General features: G+C 43.3%; 17 protein-coding genes. 11 read left to right on the top strand and 6 right to left on the bottom strand.

Going from position 1 to position 17,598, the window contains the following annotated elements:
• Nucleotides 1-11 precede the first annotated feature (11 nt).
• Nucleotides 12-497, bottom strand: coding sequence for an SsrA-binding protein SmpB (gene smpB / locus ACF8OV_RS08200; RefSeq protein ID WP_005455975.1), 486 nt, complete (start codon nt 495-497; stop codon nt 12-14).
• 118 nt (nt 498-615) lie between these two features.
• On the opposite strand from smpB, the gene ACF8OV_RS08195 reads away from it, so the two are divergent.
• Nucleotides 616-1,059: an SRPBCC family protein gene (locus ACF8OV_RS08195; RefSeq protein ID WP_005381641.1), complete on the top strand. Its 444-nt coding sequence runs from the start codon at nt 616-618 to the stop codon at nt 1,057-1,059.
• Nucleotides 1,049-1,396 (top strand): RnfH family protein, encoded by a 348-nt coding sequence (locus ACF8OV_RS08190; protein WP_005456005.1) that lies wholly within the window; start codon nt 1,049-1,051, stop codon nt 1,394-1,396. Before ACF8OV_RS08195 ends, ACF8OV_RS08190 begins: the two co-directional genes overlap by 11 nt.
• 100 nt (nt 1,397-1,496) lie before the next feature.
• On the opposite strand, the gene bamE is transcribed toward ACF8OV_RS08190, so the two are convergent.
• The 4 genes from bamE to nadK form a co-directional block, all read right to left on the bottom strand.
• On the bottom strand, nt 1,497-1,856 hold the full coding sequence (gene bamE / locus ACF8OV_RS08185) for an outer membrane protein assembly factor BamE (RefSeq protein ID WP_005455981.1): 360 nt from the start codon (nt 1,854-1,856) through the stop codon (nt 1,497-1,499).
• A 239-nt stretch (nt 1,857-2,095) separates the two neighbouring features.
• On the bottom strand, nt 2,096-3,760 hold the full coding sequence (gene recN, locus ACF8OV_RS08180; RefSeq protein ID WP_005456006.1) for a DNA repair protein RecN: 1,665 nt from the start codon (nt 3,758-3,760) through the stop codon (nt 2,096-2,098).
• Nucleotides 3,761-3,927: 167 nt separating this feature from the next.
• Nucleotides 3,928-5,118: a DUF3103 domain-containing protein gene (locus ACF8OV_RS08175; protein WP_029830846.1), complete on the bottom strand. Its 1,191-nt coding sequence runs from the start codon at nt 5,116-5,118 to the stop codon at nt 3,928-3,930.
• 250 nt (nt 5,119-5,368) lie between these two features.
• Nucleotides 5,369-6,253 carry an NAD(+) kinase gene (nadK, locus tag ACF8OV_RS08170; RefSeq protein WP_005455932.1) on the bottom strand — a complete coding sequence of 295 codons (885 nt, stop codon included), beginning with the start codon at nt 6,251-6,253 and terminating at the stop codon, nt 5,369-5,371.
• Between the two features lie 145 nt (nt 6,254-6,398).
• Between nadK and grpE the strand changes: the two genes are divergently transcribed.
• From grpE to dnaJ, 4 genes are all read left to right on the top strand, one after another.
• The gene (gene grpE / locus ACF8OV_RS08165) at nt 6,399-6,995 is read left to right on the top strand and encodes a nucleotide exchange factor GrpE (RefSeq protein ID WP_005455958.1); all 597 of its coding nucleotides are present in this window, start codon (nt 6,399-6,401) and stop codon (nt 6,993-6,995) included.
• 417 nt (nt 6,996-7,412) lie between these two features.
• Nucleotides 7,413-8,687, top strand: a complete 1,275-nt coding sequence (locus tag ACF8OV_RS08160; protein WP_017448814.1) for a dicarboxylate/amino acid:cation symporter — start codon at nt 7,413-7,415, stop codon at nt 8,685-8,687.
• 346 nt (nt 8,688-9,033) lie between these two features.
• The gene (gene dnaK, locus ACF8OV_RS08155; protein WP_025625949.1) at nt 9,034-10,947 is read left to right on the top strand and encodes a molecular chaperone DnaK; all 1,914 of its coding nucleotides are present in this window, start codon (nt 9,034-9,036) and stop codon (nt 10,945-10,947) included.
• A 204-nt stretch (nt 10,948-11,151) separates the two neighbouring features.
• Nucleotides 11,152-12,297: a molecular chaperone DnaJ gene (gene dnaJ, locus ACF8OV_RS08150; RefSeq protein WP_005482993.1), complete on the top strand. Its 1,146-nt coding sequence runs from the start codon at nt 11,152-11,154 to the stop codon at nt 12,295-12,297.
• Nucleotides 12,298-12,365: 68 nt separating this feature from the next.
• Here the strand turns inward: dnaJ and ACF8OV_RS08145 are convergent, their stop codons facing one another.
• Nucleotides 12,366-12,797: a type IV pilin protein gene (locus ACF8OV_RS08145; protein ID WP_005483031.1), complete on the bottom strand. Its 432-nt coding sequence runs from the start codon at nt 12,795-12,797 to the stop codon at nt 12,366-12,368.
• Between the two features lie 103 nt (nt 12,798-12,900).
• Between ACF8OV_RS08145 and ACF8OV_RS08140 the strand changes: the two genes are divergently transcribed.
• From ACF8OV_RS08140 to ACF8OV_RS08120, 5 genes are all read left to right on the top strand, one after another.
• On the top strand, nt 12,901-13,410 hold the full coding sequence (locus ACF8OV_RS08140; protein ID WP_021454347.1) for a GspH/FimT family pseudopilin: 510 nt from the start codon (nt 12,901-12,903) through the stop codon (nt 13,408-13,410).
• Nucleotides 13,391-14,008, top strand: a complete 618-nt coding sequence (locus tag ACF8OV_RS08135) for a PilW family protein (protein WP_005496288.1) — start codon at nt 13,391-13,393, stop codon at nt 14,006-14,008. The genes ACF8OV_RS08140 and ACF8OV_RS08135 overlap by 20 nt, the downstream gene beginning before the upstream one ends.
• Nucleotides 14,005-15,315, top strand: a complete 1,311-nt coding sequence (locus tag ACF8OV_RS08130; protein WP_021453869.1) for a hypothetical protein — start codon at nt 14,005-14,007, stop codon at nt 15,313-15,315. Before ACF8OV_RS08135 ends, ACF8OV_RS08130 begins: the two co-directional genes overlap by 4 nt.
• Nucleotides 15,305-15,715 carry a prepilin-type N-terminal cleavage/methylation domain-containing protein gene (locus ACF8OV_RS08125; protein ID WP_021823009.1) on the top strand — a complete coding sequence of 137 codons (411 nt, stop codon included), beginning with the start codon at nt 15,305-15,307 and terminating at the stop codon, nt 15,713-15,715. Before ACF8OV_RS08130 ends, ACF8OV_RS08125 begins: the two co-directional genes overlap by 11 nt.
• A 287-nt stretch (nt 15,716-16,002) precedes the next feature.
• Complete coding sequence (locus tag ACF8OV_RS08120; protein WP_203504895.1) at nt 16,003-17,562, top strand: AbgT family transporter; 1,560 nt, start codon at nt 16,003-16,005, stop codon at nt 17,560-17,562.
• Nucleotides 17,563-17,598: the final 36 nt, after the last annotated feature.

Below are 17,598 nucleotides of genomic sequence, written 5' to 3'. Positions count from 1 at the left end.
AGTGGTCAAGATTAACGCAGTGCGCTCTTCATTACGCGTGCTTTTTCTCTTGCCCAGTCTTTTTCTTTAAGATCTGTACGTTTATCGTGAAGCTTTTTACCTTTTGCTACACCTATTTTTATCTTCACCCAAGAGCGAGACCAGTACAGAGAGAGTGCCGTAAGTGTCATACCTTCACGGTTAATGCGACCGAGTAGGTTGTCAAGTTCACGACGACTCATAAGTAGTTTGCGCACACGAGTAGGGTTCGCCACTACGTGTGTCGATGCCTGATTTAAAGGAGTGATTGTCATGCCACTCACAAAGGCTTCACCGTCACGCATGAATACGTAACTTTCAGAAATATTGGCTTTACCTTGGCGAAGGGCTTTCACTTCCCAACCTTGGAGCTCCAAGCCAGCTTCGATTTCATCTTCGATGAAATACTCGTGGCGAGCTTTTTTGTTCAGCGCGATAGTGTTACTACCCGCTTTTTGTTTTGATTTTTTCTTTGCCATAATGGCGTCATTATACGGGTTGGATATCGGATAGGAAATCCTTTTATTTGCGCAATCGTGGAATAAAAGTAAAATTGTCGCGAGCTTTAAATCTGTGCATGTATCGATAGGAGTATGTATGAAGCAAGTCAGCCGTTCTGCGTTGGTGTCTTTTAGTGCAGAACAGATGTTTAATCTGGTCAATGATGTTGCTAAATACCCTGAGTTTTTGCCTGGTTGTTCGGGCTCTCGAATTATTGAGTCTTCGGGTAACGGCATGGTCGCTTCTGTCGATGTTGCGAAAGCGGGCATCAGTAAAACGTTCACTACGTCCAATGAGCTTATTCCTGGCCAAGCTATTATGATGAACTTGGTTGATGGTCCGTTTAAAACGCTCCGAGGTGGTTGGATTTTTACTGCGTTGGATGAGCAGGCATGTAAGGTTGAACTTAAGCTTGAGTTTGAGTTTTCGAGCAAAATGATTGAAATGGCGTTCGGCAAGATTTTTAACGAGCTAACTAGCAATATGGTTAATGCATTTACCAAACGCGCGAAACAGGTGTACGAGTGTTATGAGTATTGAGTCAGACATGATTCACGTTGAGGTCGTGTATGCATTGCCTCATGAGCAACGCGTGTTTAACTTAGTTGTGAATAACCACGCGACGGTTGAAGAGATCATTCGTCAGTCGGGTGTCTTGGAATTGTATCCAGAAATTGATTTAGCGAAAAACAAAGTAGGTGTGTTTAGTCGTAATGTAAAACTAGACGCGACCGTACGTGATAAAGACCGCATTGAAATCTATCGCCCTTTATTGGCAGATCCAAAAGAGATTCGTCGTAAGCGAGCAGAGCAAGCAAAAGCTGCTGGGAATGCCGATCCAGTGACTGGTGGCAAGCCAAATGCTCTGCGCAAGTAAGCAGAGTAAGCAATATTTTAGATGATAAAAAACCTCCCAAGTGGGAGGTTTTTTTGCATAAAGGTTTTATGATGCCAATCGATGTAATGACAGGATTGGTTTATTGGATCTGTTCGTAAAACGCGTCACTTTTCGGGAAGTCACCGCTGATATCGGCCAGCGTTCCTTGGTCATTAAAGTTTACGACAAGATCTTTCTGTACTGGGTCACCGTGGCCTGGCGTGTGATGGTAGATATAATACCAAGTGTTAGGATAGCCATTTTCGATAAGCATTGGCGATCCAAGTACGAAGCGAACCTGTGCTTTAGTCATCCCAAACTTTAATTTATCAACCGCACTTTGTTCTACATAGTTGCCTTGGTTGATATCAATACGATAAACCAGTTTTTCCAATACCGAACATCCTGTCAGCAATGTCATTGCTAATGGTACGGCAACTAACCACTTCTTTAATTGCATAATAATTTCTTAGTAACCTTTAAAATACTGCGCTGATAATAAACAAGCTCGACGCAGATGTAAAAAGCTATGCGTCGCATGGTAGGGAATCTGACAACGAATTTTGAGTTGAGTTGCATTTATTAGCAGATATTAAGGGGTGATAGGGGGCCTAATGGCGTTTTCGTTAGCCGAGTCACTGAAGCGATTAATACGAAAAGAGTCATCAACTGGATTGCCGATGACTCTGTGTCATAGGGTTAGGCGGCGATAAGGAGTTCTTTCGCGTTAGCTAATGTTGAATCAGTGATTTGGCTACCACCGAGTAAACGAGCCAGTTCTGCCACACGTTGTTCTTCATCTAGTGCGCGCATTTGTGTTTCCGTTTGACCACCTTTGGTGTGTTTTGCGACAAACATTTGTTGGTGGCCACAACCGGCTACTTGCGGTAAGTGTGTGACACACATGACTTGAGTCGATTCTCCAAGCTTGCGTAGCATTTTGCCTACTACCGCAGCTGTTGGGCCACTAATACCCACGTCCACCTCATCGAAGATCAAACTTGGCGTATCTACTTTTTGAGCAGTGATCACTTGGATCGCTAGCGAGATTCGGGATAACTCACCACCTGACGCAACTTTCGCAATTGGTTGTAAAGGTTGACCCGGGTTAGTGGAAACCAAGAAGCACACACTGTCCATACCCAGTGGCGACGGATGTGTGTTTTCGTTGTTTACTTCAATGCTGAAGACGGCTTTTTCCATGCTCAGTTCGTGCATGCTTTGCGTGATCAGCTTGTTCAGTTCTTTTGCGTAACGGCTGCGTGATTTATGCAGCTTTTCCGCTTGAGTCAGGAAGCTTTGGTATTTCTGTTCCACTTCTTGAGCCAATTCATCCAGACGTTCATCAGAGCAATCCAATGCTTCGATTTGTGCTAGAAGGTCTTGGTGATGTTGGTATAACTCATCAGGCATAACATGATGCTTACGAGCCATCGACATCACTTTAGAAAAACGCTCTTCGACATAAGCCATACGACCTGGATCAACATCGATGCCATCCAAGTAGCTACGAAGTTCGTTTTTGGTTTCTTCTAGCTGGATCATCGCGTCAGCCAGCATATTTGGTAGCTCGGCTAATTTTTCATCTAATTCCGCTAATTGAATTAGGGAGTGATTGGCCGATTGCAAAATACCAAGCGCATTGACTTCTTCACCTTCGTAAATAAGTTCGAGGGCTTGCTGACAGGTAGCGGCGAGTTCACCGCTATTGGACAGTCGTTTGTGCTCTTGCTCGAGTTCTGCGAATTCTTCTTCACCTAGCGATAGCTCATTCAGTTCTTTGATTTGGTATTCAAGCAACTGTTTTTGCGCCTGATTCTGCTGGCTGTTTTCCTTGAGTTGCTTGAGGTTATTGTCTGCCTGACGCCAATGTTGGTACGCACTGCGTGTACTCTTTAATAGATTTAAGTGTCCGGCATATTGATCCAACATCGCCATTTGGTATTCGCTTTTCATCAGTTGGTGATGCGCGTGTTGTCCATGGATGTTGATTAACAGCTGCCCAAGAGATTTTAATTGTGAAAGTGGTACTGGGCTGCCGTTGATGAAGGCTCTTGAACGGCCTTCTTTAGTTATGATGCGACGCAAGATACATTCAGTGCCATCCAGCAGATCGTTATCTTCTAGCCAACGCGTTGCATGTAGGTTGTTGTCCAGTAAAAAGGCGGCACTGACTTCGGTTTTCTCTTCACCTTGACGCACCATACCTGCATCGGCACGTCCGCCTAGACACAGACCTAACGCATCAATCGCAATAGATTTACCAGCGCCTGTTTCACCTGTAATGGTGGTCATGCCCTTAGAAAGCTCGAGTTGTAAAGACTTAACAATCGCAAAATTATTAACACTTAGATGAGCCAGCATTTTTATTTACCTGTATAACTGAACAATACTGTATATGAGAACAGTATATACTGTTTCTTTATACAGTAAAGATGAGCGGGAATATTTTTATCTAACAGGTTATTTTTTGTGATGAGGTGGGAAAAATGAGTCGAAGTCTCGACAACGACTCATTGAAATTGAAAGGGTTATGGGCGAGTTGGATTGATCGTCAGTGGCTCTAGTGTCACGACAGCATTAACACTTGCTCCTGGGTGATCGACATACGACGTGTCTTGCATCAACGTGTAGAAAACGTCAACAAAGTCATCATCGTTGGTAAGCACACCATCTGGAATTGCATCGATGATCTTGTTTGTGATTTGTGGGATGACTGCGTATGCCTGAACTTGCGGATCTGGGATGGCTTTCAGAACTTCTTCAGCGACTTGCACCAATAGTTTAGCCAGCTGTTTGTAGTCTGTGCCGTCATCTTGCTCCATCAGAACAATATCTGCAGCGCCCCAGCGGTAGCGAGACCAGTGAATGATGATTTGATTTGGGTAGTAATCTTGGTTGTCGTAATCCAAGTAAGGAAGCTCTACCAGATCAATTGTCGGCTCGTCGCGGCTTGGATTGACACCTGTCACGATGGCGTAAACCTCTGCTTTGCCAGAGATCCACGGTTCTTTGTCATCCGCTAAGCGAATTTTCTTCAGTTGAGTTGTTTGAATCGGAGCGACATCACTTGTCGCTGCGCTTTGTAGCGTTGGTGAAGATTGTTTTTGACTCTCTGAATAATAAGGCTGAATTAGAGCTGGCTGACCCAGCTTTTTCATTTCTGCCTGCATCGCCTGTAAGCCTGCTTTGAGCTCTGCAGAGCTGTTGTTATCGACAACTAGAACGGGAACGTCAGGAAGCTGATACACATCAAGTTGATGAATTTGCCCGTAAACGTCAAACGCTTCGATGTATTGCCAGCTTTCATCATCACCGCTTGGTTCAAAGGCAAAGAGTGGCGCAACGTCGCCATTAAGCCATGCTCCTAGCATTTTTTCGTTGGCTAAGCGCACTTCTAGCAATTGATCTGAGAATTCAGTAATGCCTTTCCAGCTACGAATTTGAGCGTCGGCTTCAACGAGCTGTTGGCTAAATTCTGCAGTAGGGTTTTGCTCAATGAAAGAGGAGACAGGAACATTGGTTTGTTGAGCAGTAATATCTCTTCTCAACATAGGCTCAATTGCCGTATAGTTTTTGCTCAGTTGTTGAGCAAGTTCCCGTTTGGTTTGTGTAATGTCGTCCGCACGCGCATTAGATACGTTTGTCACTTTAGTATCTTCAGATTGGCAGCCAATCAGTGCTAATGTACTGAGAACAGACAGAATGATAGTTTTTTTCATAGTATGTCCTTTATTGATTTTATGAAATAGAGTTAATACTCTATTCATGGTGAGAATATCACCCGACATACTCCATTCAATTTGCTTTTCTGGAATAAGTTAAACTTTGCACACAGGATCAAAGTTTATAAATTTCGTTTTAACGGCAGGATATATCGCGTCGCCTTATTAGTAAGTCTTTACGTGTTATCCCCAAAAAGAAAAAAGCCAGCAGCAATCAGCAACTGGCTTAAATTCGTGTTCATGAAAGCTAGAATAACTTACTAGACCAACCGAGTTTGTTCCTTAATACGTGATAGTAGCTGTAGTCTTTCGGATGGATGAGTTTGAGCACATTTGGGCTTTGATAAATGTGGATCTCATCGCCGGGAGAAACTGGCAGCGACACTTGTCCATCACAACTTACTTCTTGTGTACCGCGATTTTCTGGTGACACAATCAGTTTGATTCTACGTTTGCCATCAACCACCAACGGTCGGCTAGATAAGGTATGAGGGAACATAGGCACCAGTGAAATGGCATTCAGGCTTGGTGACAGAATAGGGCCACCACCAGAAAGTGAGTATGCTGTCGAGCCTGTTGGTGTGGAGACAATCAACCCATCGGCGCGTAAAGAGAAGGCAAAGCTTTCATCAATGTACACCTCAAACTCAATCATATGTGCGATTTGCCCAGGATGGAGTACGGCTTCGTTTAAAGCGGCGTTATGACTTTTTATTTGACCATGACGATGCACTTCTGCCTCAAGTAAGAAACGCTCTTCTTCAATGTACTCTCCCGCAAGTACGGCTTTGAGTGCCGCTTGGAAATCGTCTGGGTTTAAATCAGTTAAAAAGCCTAGATTGCCACGGTTTACGCCAATCACAGGCACGTCAAAACGCGATAAAATTCTCGCTGCACCCAGCATGTTGCCATCACCACCGACAACTATCGCAAGATCTGCGTTTTTGCCCAACTCAACTAAGCTGGCGAAGTGGTTTTGCGGGATCTCGTCCAAAATCGCTGCAAGGCGATCGTCAATAAACACTTTGTAACCTTCTGAGGTCAGCCATTCGTAAAGCTCTTTATGAGTCTGAATCGCTTGTTGATCTCTTGGTTTTCCGATAATCGCGATCACGTTACATGGATTTTTCATAGCATTTCCGCATTAAAGAGGCTTGAATCAGGAATCTTCATCCCCATAATAATGGCAAGTTACCTAAATATGCGAATTTTTATGTGGTTAAAGCCCGCAAAACGAGCATGGCTTTAAGGGCATTACGTTGAATTCTGGAGATATCATGAGCAACGAAGAAAACAAAGTTACAGAAGAAGAGCTTGATCAAATCATCGAAGAGGCTGAAAAAGTAGAAGCTGCAGCTCAAGAAGCTGAAGCAGAACTTGAAGAAATTGGTGACGAGAAAGACGCTAAGATTGCTCAACTAGAAGCGGCATTATTGTCTAGCGAAACCAAAGTAAAAGATCAGCAAGATGCAGTGCTTCGTGCAAAAGCTGAAGTTGAAAATATGCGTCGTCGTACTGAACAGGAAATCGACAAAGCGCGTAAATACGCTCTTAACAAGTTCGCTGAAGAACTGCTTCCTGTTATCGATAACCTAGAGCGTGCGATTCAAGCGGCAGATACAGAAAACGAAGTGATTAAGCCGATCCTTGAAGGTGTTGAGCTGACCCACAAGACGTTTGTTGATGTGGTTGCTAAGTTTGGTTTGAAAGAAATCAACCCTGAAGGCGAAACGTTCAACCCTGAATTCCACCAAGCAATGTCTATTCAAGAAAGCCCAGATCATGAATCAAACACCGTGATGTTTGTTATGCAGAAGGGTTATGAGTTAAACGGCCGTGTGATTCGTCCTGCAATGGTCATGGTTGCTAAATAACGACGCAAGTCACTGCAAAGTAAATACAAAATGCCTGTCACGTTTGTGATGGGCATTTTTGTTTTAAACAAAGGCGTGCTCCCTCCGTCTCGCTGAACCATCGATATCTAAAATTTGATCCCTTTCAAAGTTTTTCCTATTTGGGATATTTTTTCTTATAGGGAATTTTCTTTCTATCAACTGCGTAGTTATACAACCTTAAACCGATAACTGGTTGTTATCATTTGACTAAGTGAGTTTTGTTCTGAATATGAATGTATTCATAGTTTGTTTTGCTGAATTTTGTTGTTAACAAAAATGTAAATTATCGCTTTATTTTGTAACTTTGATATGTATTATTTGCGACCACTGCTTTAGAAATAAGCAGATATAACTACAAAAATGTAAATAGTAAACACAACATATCGGAGATTTATAATGGATAAATCGCTTTCTAGTAAGATTTTCATAGGCTTGTTTGCCGGCCTTGTGCTGGGCACAGCTATTCAGTACTTATTTAGTGGTATTGCGATTTTTGATACTTACCTACTTGGAACGGCAGAAGGGGTTGGCGGCATGTTTGTCTCGCTGATCAAGCTTTTGGTTGTGCCTCTTGTGTATGTTTCAATCGTGTGCGGCATTGTCGATTTGAAAGACATTAGTGCTTTTGGTCGTCTTGGTGGGAAAACTTTTACTCTCTACATTCTCAATACCATCATTGCGATCGCAGCAGCGTTGACCGTAGGTTTAATTTTCCAACCGGGTGCTGGTGCAAACTTAGCGGGTACGGTTTCTGAAACCGTCAAACTGACGACAACTGAAACACCAGATATTTTCTCGCTCGTGGTAAACATTGTACCAAGCAATCCAGTACAAGCTTTTGCTAACGGCGACATGCTACAAATTATCTTTATGGCTATTTTGACAGGTCTAGCCATTCAAGCTCTGGACTCTCGTGGAGGCCCTGCTATCCGCACGTTTAAGATGGCCAATGAGATCATGATGAAGCTGGTTGGTTTGGTCATGAGTCTAGCACCTTACGGTGTGTTTGCTCTGATGATTCAACTAGGTGCAACCTTAAATGCGAATACACTGATGTCTGTTGCAGGTTACGTTGCGCTTGTCGTGGCTATGCTTGTGTTCTGGATTTTCATCTTCTATCCAATGGCTGTTGGCATTACGACTGGAACATCTCCAAAGGCGTTTCTCCGCGCAACTCGTGAACAAATCCTATTTTCCCTATCTACGGCAAGTTCAAATGCAACCATCCCTGTAACCATGCGTACTCTGACAGAGAAACTGCAAGTTTCTAAATCAGTTGCGGGTTTTGGTGTACCGCTAGGCGCGACGATGAACATGTCAGGTGTATCTATTTACATCGCGCTTGCTACAATCTTCGTTGCTAACGCGTTTGGCCAGCCAATTAACACCGCTGATGTGTTTACACTCGGTCTGACGATTCTTCTTCTTTCTATTGGTGCTGGTGGCGTACCAGGTGGTGGTGTAGTGATGGTTGGTGTGCTTCTTCACCAATTGGGTCTTCCACCAGAAGGTTTAGCTATCATTGCAGCGGTTGACCGTATCAACGATATGTTCTGTACCTCTTCTAACGTGGTAGGGGATACCGCAGTGAACACTATTGTCGCCAAAACAGAAGGTGAGATTGGCAATCAAGAAGAAGTAGAGGCGCAGCCTGCACAAGCTAATGCCTAGTCTTGAACAATAGAGTTGAATCTATATACAGAAAGCGAGCGGAATGAGCTCGCTTTCTTGTTTTTTATGTCACAGAAAAATAACCGCTTTTCATCATGTTTACTTTGGAAGTTGTCTCTGGAATGTGATGCATTCCCAACAAGCTTGAAAGAAATCAATTAATTCATAAAAAATACGCTTTTTTTCAATTCTGCCCTTGAAAAGCGTTTTGACGCCCTTATCTATGTGGCATAGAGAAGCAAACATTGATTATTTTTGTTTGTGAGCAAGGGTTGAAACCCGATTCTCCTCCCCCCACATTGGGGTTATAACCAAACGAAAATAGAATTTATTCGGAGATAGCCAGATGGGTAAAATCATTGGTATTGACTTAGGTACTACTAACTCATGTGTTGCTGTACTAGACGGCGACAAACCACGTGTAATTGAAAACGCAGAGGGTGAACGTACTACTGCATCGGTTATTGCTTACACTGACGGTGAGACGCTAGTAGGTCAACCTGCGAAACGTCAAGCAGTAACTAACCCAACTAACACGCTATTTGCAATTAAGCGTCTAATTGGTCGTCGTTTTGAAGACGAAGAAGTTCAGCGTGACATCGAAATCATGCCTTACAAAATCGTTAAGGCTGACAACGGTGACGCTTGGGTAGAAGCGAAAGGCCAAAAAATGGCAGCTCCTCAGGTTTCTGCTGAAGTTCTTAAGAAAATGAAGAAAACTGCTGAAGACTTCCTAGGTGAGGAAGTAACTGGCGCAGTTATCACAGTACCTGCTTACTTTAACGATGCACAGCGTCAAGCAACGAAAGATGCTGGCCGTATCGCAGGTCTAGAAGTTAAACGTATCATCAACGAACCAACAGCAGCTGCGCTAGCTTACGGCCTAGACAAGAAAGGCGGTGACCGCACTATCGCTGTATACGACCTTGGTGGTGGTACATTCGATATTTCAATCATCGAAATCGATGAAGTTGAAGGCGAAAAAACATTCGAAGTTCTAGCAACTAATGGTGACACTCACCTAGGTGGTGAAGACTTTGATAACCGTCTAATCAACTACTTAGTAGACGAGTTTAAGAAAGAGCAAGGTATCGATCTTAAAAACGATCCACTAGCAATGCAGCGTGTTAAAGAAGCAGCAGAAAAAGCGAAAATTGAGCTTTCTTCTACTTCTCAAACAGACGTAAACCTACCTTACGTTACTGCTGATGCAACTGGTCCTAAGCACATGAACATCAAAGTGACTCGTGCGAAACTAGAATCTCTAGTTGAAGACCTAGTACAACGCTCTCTTGAGCCACTAAAAGTAGCTCTAGCTGACGCTGACCTATCAGTAAACGATATCACTGACGTAATCCTAGTTGGTGGTCAGACTCGTATGCCAATGGTTCAAGCGAAAGTTGCTGAGTTCTTCGGTAAAGAAGCGCGTCGTGACGTGAACCCTGACGAAGCAGTAGCAATGGGTGCTGCAGTTCAAGGTGGTGTACTTGCTGGTGAAGTTAAAGATGTTCTACTACTAGACGTAACTCCACTGTCTCTAGGTATCGAGACTATGGGTGGCGTAATGACTAAGCTAGTTGAGAAGAACACAACTATCCCAACTAAAGCGAACCAAGTTTTCTCTACTGCAGAAGACAACCAGAGCGCGGTAACTATCCACGTTCTACAAGGTGAGCGTAAGCAAGCGATGTACAACAAGTCTCTAGGTCAATTTAACCTAGAGGGCATCCAGCCTGCACCACGTGGCATGCCACAAATCGAAGTAACTTTCGACCTTGATGCGGATGGTATTCTACACGTATCAGCGAAAGACAAGCAGACTGGTAAAGAGCAGAAGATCACAATCCAAGCTTCTGGCGGTCTAAGCGACGACGAAATCGAGAAAATGGTTCAAGAAGCAGAAGCTAACAAAGAAGCGGACAAAAAGTTCGAAGAGCTAGCAACTGCACGTAACCAAGCAGACCAAATGATTCACGGTACTCGTAAGCAAATGGAAGAAGCGGGTGACGCACTTCCAGCTGAAGAGAAAGAGAAGATTGAAACTGCTATCTCTGAGCTAGAAGAAGCACGTAAAGGCGAAGACAAAGAAGCAATTGACGCGAAAGTTCAAGCTCTTATGACTGCTGCTCAAAAACTAATGGAAATCGCTCAACAACAAGCTCAAGCGCAACAAGCACAAGGTGCTGACGCTGGCGCACAGCCAAAAGATGACGACGTTGTAGATGCGGAGTTCGAAGAAGTTAAAGACGACAAGAAATAATCTTTCTTAACCAGATGGCTGCAAAGCCATCTGGAGTCGATACGACTTCGGTGTGCGGGCGTTTGGGGTGACTCTTACGCCCGTCTGTTTGTAAACGCTGTCTTTCTAGTTAAGTATTTTGCAATAAGTGCACTTACCTAGAACGATACAAACACCAAGCGGTGAATCGATGCCGTTTGTAGTAATTAACTGGTGACGAAGAACATGTCAAAACGTGATTTTTACGAAGTATTAGGCGTAAGCCGTGATGCCTCAGAGCGTGATATCAAAAAGGCGTACAAGCGCCTAGCGATGAAATTCCACCCAGACAGAAACCAGGGTGATGAGTCTGCGGCGGACAAGTTTAAAGAAGTAAAAGAAGCGTACGAAGTTCTAACCGACTCTCAGAAAAAGGCGGCTTATGACCAATATGGCCATGCTGCTTTTGAACAAGGTGGCGGTGGTTTCGGCGGCGGCTTTGGTGGAGGCGGTGCTGACTTCGGCGACATCTTTGGTGATGTGTTTGGCGATATCTTCGGTGGCGGTCGCCGTGGTGGCGGTGGTCATCGCGCGCAACGTGGCGCCGACTTACGTTACAACATGGAGCTAACGCTAGAAGAAGCCGTTCGTGGTGTAACTAAAGAGATTGAAGTTCCGACACTGGTTCACTGTGACTCTTGTGACGGTAGCGGTGCGAAGAAAGGCTCATCAGCGGAAACATGTGGTACCTGTCATGGCCATGGCCAAGTGCAAATGCGTCAAGGTTTCTTCGCTGTTCAGCAAACCTGTCCTACCTGTCATGGTAAAGGTAAGATCATTAAAGACCCTTGTAATGAGTGTCATGGTCAAGGTCGCAAGCAAAAAACGAAAACACTTAACGTTAAAATCCCAGCTGGCGTGGATACCGGCGATCGCATTCGTCTATCTGGCGAAGGCGAAGCGGGAGAAATGGGTGCACCATCAGGTGATTTATACGTACAAGTACACGTGAAAGAGCATCACATTTTCGAGCGTGACGGCAATAACCTCTATTGTGAAGTGCCAGTAAGCTTTGCTATGGCTGCACTCGGCGGCGAAGTTGAAGTTCCAACACTTGATGGACGAGTAAGCCTAAAAGTGCCGTCAGAAACACAAACTGGCCGTATGTTCCGTATGCGCGGTAAAGGTGTGAAAGGTGTCCGTGGCGGTGGTATTGGTGACTTGATCGTTAAATTGGTTGTAGAAACGCCAGTTAACTTAAGCTCTCGCCAAAAAGAACTGTTGAAAGAGTTTGAAGAGTCTTGTGGCGGTGAAGCTGCAACTAAACACAAACCAAAATCTGAAGGCTTCTTCAATGGTGTGAAGAAGTTCTTTGATGATTTAACCAGCTAAGATAAGTTTATTAAAAGCTCAAAAACAAAGGCCTGCTGAAACGCAGGCCTTTTTGCATTTGTAGTTTTTTAGTTCCAGCAAGCACTTGGTGATTCAACATTCGTTGACGTTAAAGTGATAGTTGTAGTGCCATTCAAGCACTCGTCGTCGTCCTGCCCAAGATCCGATTTTGCTGTTGCTGTAATGGTGTAGGCTGTGCTTGCAGAGCTCGCAATATCGAACGAAAATCGATCTGTGTCGGAATCACATAGAGTACAGGCGCCACCAGAAATAATATGACTCCAGTCATACCCACCATCATAAGATGTCTCTAGTTCCAGTTGAATTCGACTAAGATCGCTCAAGGCAACCGTTCTATGGGACTTGATCACATGATTGGTATAAGAAGGGTAGGCGATTGCTGCAATGATTCCGACGATCGTTACGGCTATCAGTAATTCGATCAATGTCATCCCTCTCAATCTTTTTTTGTAGCTGTTACAACGAGAAATTCGAATCATCACGAGTAGTTTCCTTTTCACTTTTCCGCCTATTTTTGGCAGGTGATAGCATCTGTGCAAGATGAATTACGGTCGACTAGCCGTTTGCATAGGAATTTGGGAAATGCCTCGCGGGTTTACGTTGTTGGAACTTATGATCACTGTTGCTGTACTGAGTATTATATTAGCGTTTGCAGCGCCAAGCTTTAGTCGTGTTTCTCAAACAGTACAAATGCAGAGACTTGCAACAGAGTTGGTCGGTTTTTTGAGCCAAAGTAAATCTGAAGCAGTCGTACGAAATAAAAAACTATATGTCCATTTCTCTATGAATAAAGGCAATGTAGTGAGTCAAGGTGCTTGGTCAATCACCTTAACCGATGCAGAAAGTGGTGCGGGGAATGTTATTTTACACCTTTCCGGGACACAGTTTTCAGAATTATCAGTGTTACATAGTTATGAGACTAAAAAAATGAGTTTTGAGGAAGTGAGAGGTCGACCGCAAAGCGGAAGTATCGAGTTCTTCCCGACCGGTGAGCAAAGTACAAAATTAAAAGTGGCACTTTCTAATCCGCCAGGGCGAATAAAAGTTTGTAGTATGTCTGGAGCTAAATTGTATGATTACCTTAAATGCTAGCAGACGTTACCAAATAGGTAGCTCTTTGATTGAACTCATGATTAGCTCTCTAATTGGACTCATGGTTTTAGGAATAATTGGTTCGATATTTATTAGCATACAACAAACAGCGAAAGAAAAAAGCTTAGAACTAAATTTGCTACAAGGGCTTAATATTACTCTAGCTGTCATGAAAGAGGATATTCAAAGAGCGGGTTATGATGGTGGTCATGGTATGTCTCTTAAATTATCCGGAGCCTCGGAAACAATAACAGTTAGTGGTGCATCTTCTATTGGGTTTGTTTATTTTAGAGATGACTCTCCGTTAAATAAAAACTATAGAAATATTAAGTATGAGAAGCGAGATAGCAAACTTGTAATCTGTGAGAATGGTGTAGTATCCCAAGCCCAAATACTGTCTTTTGATGGTGTGGATTTTTGCCGTTCTCTATTTGATGAAGATATTTTTCAAGTGACGAATTTTACAGTGAATTCTAAAGTCGTAACGAATGGCACAAATATTAGCGCTGTAACGGATGTTACTTTGGCTTTACAAACTGTAGACGGCGTAATTAATCAAGTTGCAGAGTTTTCAATTAAGCAAAGGAATTGGCAATGAGATCTAAATTTGGATGTTCTGGATACACGACGTTGTTAGTAACATCCATACTATTATTGTTTGCTTTGATTGCATCTCTCGCATCATCAAAGGGCGTATTCTTTCAATTAAAAGTGGCTCAGAATGAACTAAAAGCTCGACAAGAACATTGGAAGGCTGAAGGAGGATTGGAATGTGCTTTTGCACAAATAAAGGAGAAGATGTTAGTACTTCCTCCTTCGGGAACAATTACTCTACTGGGCTGTGCAGTATCTACTACGATAAGAAAGCTCAGCGATTATGAATATTTGGTTACATCTAAAGAGGGAAATACAAATTTAAGTAAAGTGATAATTTCGACAGGAAACGGCCTTGGTGCAGTACTAAAAACGAGTGCGTCGGTAGAGCTTACTGGCTCAATGCACTTTGTCCCTAAAGCAAAAGGTTTGTCGTCTGACAGTGAGTGTACATCCATTATTGCTGGTGGAACCGTGAGTTATGTAGCAAGTGTAAGTGGTTCTGATGAGCACTTTCTGACGGTGGACAGTTCAGTCAGTAGTCATGCTACTGGGATTTTAGGGGCTCCTAGCTTTACTTGTAAGAATTCGCACAAATCCAATTTATTTGAAGAAACCAAACGTCCAACCTACCTAGCTACTACTAGCACTTCGAATAAAAATGAAGATATCAAAGAAAATGTTGCAAATATTTCGGTTTTCAAAGACTTATTCACTATGGATTTCAACGCAGTTAACGTAGCAAAACTCAAAAACGAGATTAAAGCGGATCCTGTTGGCGTTGTAATTGCTAGCGGTAAGACACCTAAAGGTTGGGTTAAGTCATGCCATACTAAGTTAGCTAATGCTTACGCTGCTGGAAAACGAAGGTTTTGGGTCGATGGCAGTTGCGCAATATCAGGAAATATTTTTGGTTCTACTACTCAGCCTGTAGATAATGCTATTCAGCTTATTATTTATGATGGTGTTCTCTACAGTCAAAGTATGAGTTATTTTGATGGACTTCTTTACCAATACCTTTCAAAGCCAACTGTGTTGGATGTTAAAGAAATATGGATTGATCTTTTTGATTCTAAAAATGATATAGGTGTAACCCCTACTTCTTTTCACAAGCATGATATTAATAATGACTTTAATAAATATGCTTTTTTGCTAGATGGTTCATTGAAGCTTGATGGCGGGATAGGGTTAGATGCAGAAGATAGAACTATAAAATTAAATGGATCTTTGATACCTGCCTACAATGGTGGAAAGAGCGGCAAGTACATTGAGAAACTAAAGTGGCAGCGAGGCTCTTGGAATGATCTCTAAACAAAAAGGTTTTAACCTTCTTGAGGTTCTAATTTCTTTTTTGCTTATCGGTGTCGGGGCTCTAGGTTTAACAAAGCTAAACGTGTATCTCGAACGAGAATCCGACTATGCGATAGAAAGTATTGAAGCGTTGCGTCTTGCTGAAAATAAATTGGAATGGTTCCGTACGCGTGGAGCCTCGGATGCGCTTTCGACGATCTCTACGGCTAGCTTTGCCTCTATTGCAACAGGATCTTCCGCTACTGGTGCGTATACAGTGGAGTGGGTTGTGCCGTCGGCTACTGTGTCTGGATCTCTTAAAACCATTACTATTACGACCAGTTGGAAAGATAGAATGGGACAAACGCAATCAGTTCAGTTGAAAACTATGATTTCACAGTACAGTGAATTCGAAAACTAAGTTCAATTGCATACATAGCTTGAGACAAAGTCGCGGATAATTTCTTTTTGATACTGGGTTTGTCTCGGTTAATGAATGGTTTTCGAACTGTTAATGCGGTTGATGTGCTACTGTTTTTATTATGTTTAATTGGAGTGGCGTTTTTGCAAAATATGTCTCCAATTATGGAAAAAATCATAGAACCTTGTGCTTTCCCTATCCTTATTTACTAGAATGCTGTGTTGATAATAGGCCGTTATAATTATTCAAATAGGCCTTGGCACCAACATCATTCATATGGAGTTACCATGAGTAACCAAGCTGTAAATAAGGCACCATCATCGAAGCCGAGCGGGATGGATCGCTTTCTAAACTTTATCGAGCGTGCAGGTAATAAAATTCCTGATCCTGCGATTTTGTTTTTCTGGGCACTGATCATTACTTGGGCTACGTCTGCACTTTTGTCGAATGTGACTTTCGACCTTCCAAACCCTCGAACGGGCGAAGCTCTTACCATTACTAACTTACTTACGGGTGAAGCTCTAGCAAGTTTCCTTGCTAACATGGTCACTACGTTTACTGGTTTTGCACCTCTAGGCATCGTATTAGTTGCAATGTTGGGTGTAGGTGTTGCGGATTCTTCCGGTTTTATCACGACTGGCCTTAAGAAGATGCTGAACTTCACTCCAGCGAAGCTACTTACACCAATGCTTATTCTTGTCGCAATCATCTCGCATACCGCGGCTGATGCGGGCTACGTTTTGGTTATTCCTCTAGGTGGTATCATTTTCCATGCTGCTGGTCGTCACCCTCTAGCTGGTATCGCAGCGGCATTTGCTGGTGTGTCTGGTGGTTTCTCCGCAAACTTCATTCCTTCAGGTATTGACCCATTGCTCGCTGGTTTCACACAAACGGCAGCACAGGTTCTTGATCCTGAATACGTGGTTAACCCTCTAGCAAACATCTTCTTCACTGGTCTATCTTCAGTGATCATCGTTGCTATCGGTTGGTACGTGACTGAGAAAATCATCGAGCCACGTCTTGCAAAGATGCCAATTGATGAAGATGCAGAAACGGCACCAAACTTAGGCTCTTTCACTGAGTTGGAATCAAAAGCATTCCGCTACGCTGGCTGGGCTATGATGGCGGGTATCGCACTTCTTGTTGCCGCGTTATTGCCTGAGAACTCGGCACTTCGTTCTCCTGAAGGCGAAATTACGGCGTTTTCTGCGCCTATCATGAAGTCGATTGTTCCACTGATCTTCATTCTATTTATCATCCCTGGTTACGTTTACGGCAAAGTATCTGGCACCTTTAAGACAAGTAACGACATCATCAAAGCGATGGCGGACACCATGTCGACCATGGGCGCATACATTGTCATGTCGTTCTTCTGTGCTCAGTTCCTATCTGCATTTGCTCAGTCAAACATCGGTACGATGCTAGCGTTGTATGGTGCTGAAGGCTTAAAAGCGATGAACCTACCAGGTGAAGCAACCATCATTGGTATGATCTTGCTAACAGCGGCTGTAAACCTACTTATCGGTTCCGCTTCTGCGAAATGGGCTTTGATTGGTCCAATCCTAGTTCCAATGCTAATGGCGGTAGGTATTTCTCCTGAACTATCTCAGGCGGCTTACCGTGTGGGTGACTCAGTATCGAACATCATTTCGCCTCTGATGGTATTCTTCCCTCTTGTAGTGGTTTACTGTCAACGTTACGTGAAGTCGACAGGCATTGGTACACTTGCGTCACTGATGATGCCATTCTCTATTGCTATGTTGATTGGTTGGTCAATCTTCCTAGTTCTTTACTGGATGGTAGGTATCCCACTAGGTATTCAAGCACCTTACACATACACGATGTAAATGATCGAATATTAGAGAAAAGCGCAGGTCGAAAGG

Source organism: Vibrio sp. GLN_1 (genome assembly GCF_043106015.1).
Lineage (GTDB): Bacteria > Pseudomonadota > Gammaproteobacteria > Enterobacterales > Vibrionaceae > Vibrio > Vibrio parahaemolyticus.
Note: the sequence above shows the minus strand (reverse complement) of the source record. Positions and strands in the feature narration are given on the sequence as shown.

What these genes read in the sequence shown, in the direction of transcription:
- smpB (WP_005455975.1), bottom strand. Translation starts at nt 497, where the DNA reads ATGGCAAAGAAAAAATCAAAACAAAAAGCGGGTAGTAACACTATCGCG.
- ACF8OV_RS08195 (WP_005381641.1), top strand. Translation starts at nt 616, where the DNA reads ATGAAGCAAGTCAGCCGTTCTGCGTTGGTGTCTTTTAGTGCAGAACAG.
- ACF8OV_RS08190 (WP_005456005.1), top strand. Translation starts at nt 1,049, where the DNA reads ATGAGTATTGAGTCAGACATGATTCACGTTGAGGTCGTGTATGCATTG.
- bamE (WP_005455981.1), bottom strand. Translation starts at nt 1,856, where the DNA reads ATGCAATTAAAGAAGTGGTTAGTTGCCGTACCATTAGCAATGACATTG.
- recN (WP_005456006.1), bottom strand. Translation starts at nt 3,760, where the DNA reads ATGCTGGCTCATCTAAGTGTTAATAATTTTGCGATTGTTAAGTCTTTA.
- ACF8OV_RS08175 (WP_029830846.1), bottom strand. Translation starts at nt 5,118, where the DNA reads ATGAAAAAAACTATCATTCTGTCTGTTCTCAGTACATTAGCACTGATT.
- nadK (WP_005455932.1), bottom strand. Translation starts at nt 6,253, where the DNA reads ATGAAAAATCCATGTAACGTGATCGCGATTATCGGAAAACCAAGAGAT.
- grpE (WP_005455958.1), top strand. Translation starts at nt 6,399, where the DNA reads ATGAGCAACGAAGAAAACAAAGTTACAGAAGAAGAGCTTGATCAAATC.
- ACF8OV_RS08160 (WP_017448814.1), top strand. Translation starts at nt 7,413, where the DNA reads ATGGATAAATCGCTTTCTAGTAAGATTTTCATAGGCTTGTTTGCCGGC.
- dnaK (WP_025625949.1), top strand. Translation starts at nt 9,034, where the DNA reads ATGGGTAAAATCATTGGTATTGACTTAGGTACTACTAACTCATGTGTT.
- dnaJ (WP_005482993.1), top strand. Translation starts at nt 11,152, where the DNA reads ATGTCAAAACGTGATTTTTACGAAGTATTAGGCGTAAGCCGTGATGCC.
- ACF8OV_RS08145 (WP_005483031.1), bottom strand. Translation starts at nt 12,797, where the DNA reads ATGATTCGAATTTCTCGTTGTAACAGCTACAAAAAAAGATTGAGAGGG.
- ACF8OV_RS08140 (WP_021454347.1), top strand. Translation starts at nt 12,901, where the DNA reads ATGCCTCGCGGGTTTACGTTGTTGGAACTTATGATCACTGTTGCTGTA.
- ACF8OV_RS08135 (WP_005496288.1), top strand. Translation starts at nt 13,391, where the DNA reads ATGATTACCTTAAATGCTAGCAGACGTTACCAAATAGGTAGCTCTTTG.
- ACF8OV_RS08130 (WP_021453869.1), top strand. Translation starts at nt 14,005, where the DNA reads ATGAGATCTAAATTTGGATGTTCTGGATACACGACGTTGTTAGTAACA.
- ACF8OV_RS08125 (WP_021823009.1), top strand. Translation starts at nt 15,305, where the DNA reads ATGATCTCTAAACAAAAAGGTTTTAACCTTCTTGAGGTTCTAATTTCT.
- ACF8OV_RS08120 (WP_203504895.1), top strand. Translation starts at nt 16,003, where the DNA reads ATGAGTAACCAAGCTGTAAATAAGGCACCATCATCGAAGCCGAGCGGG.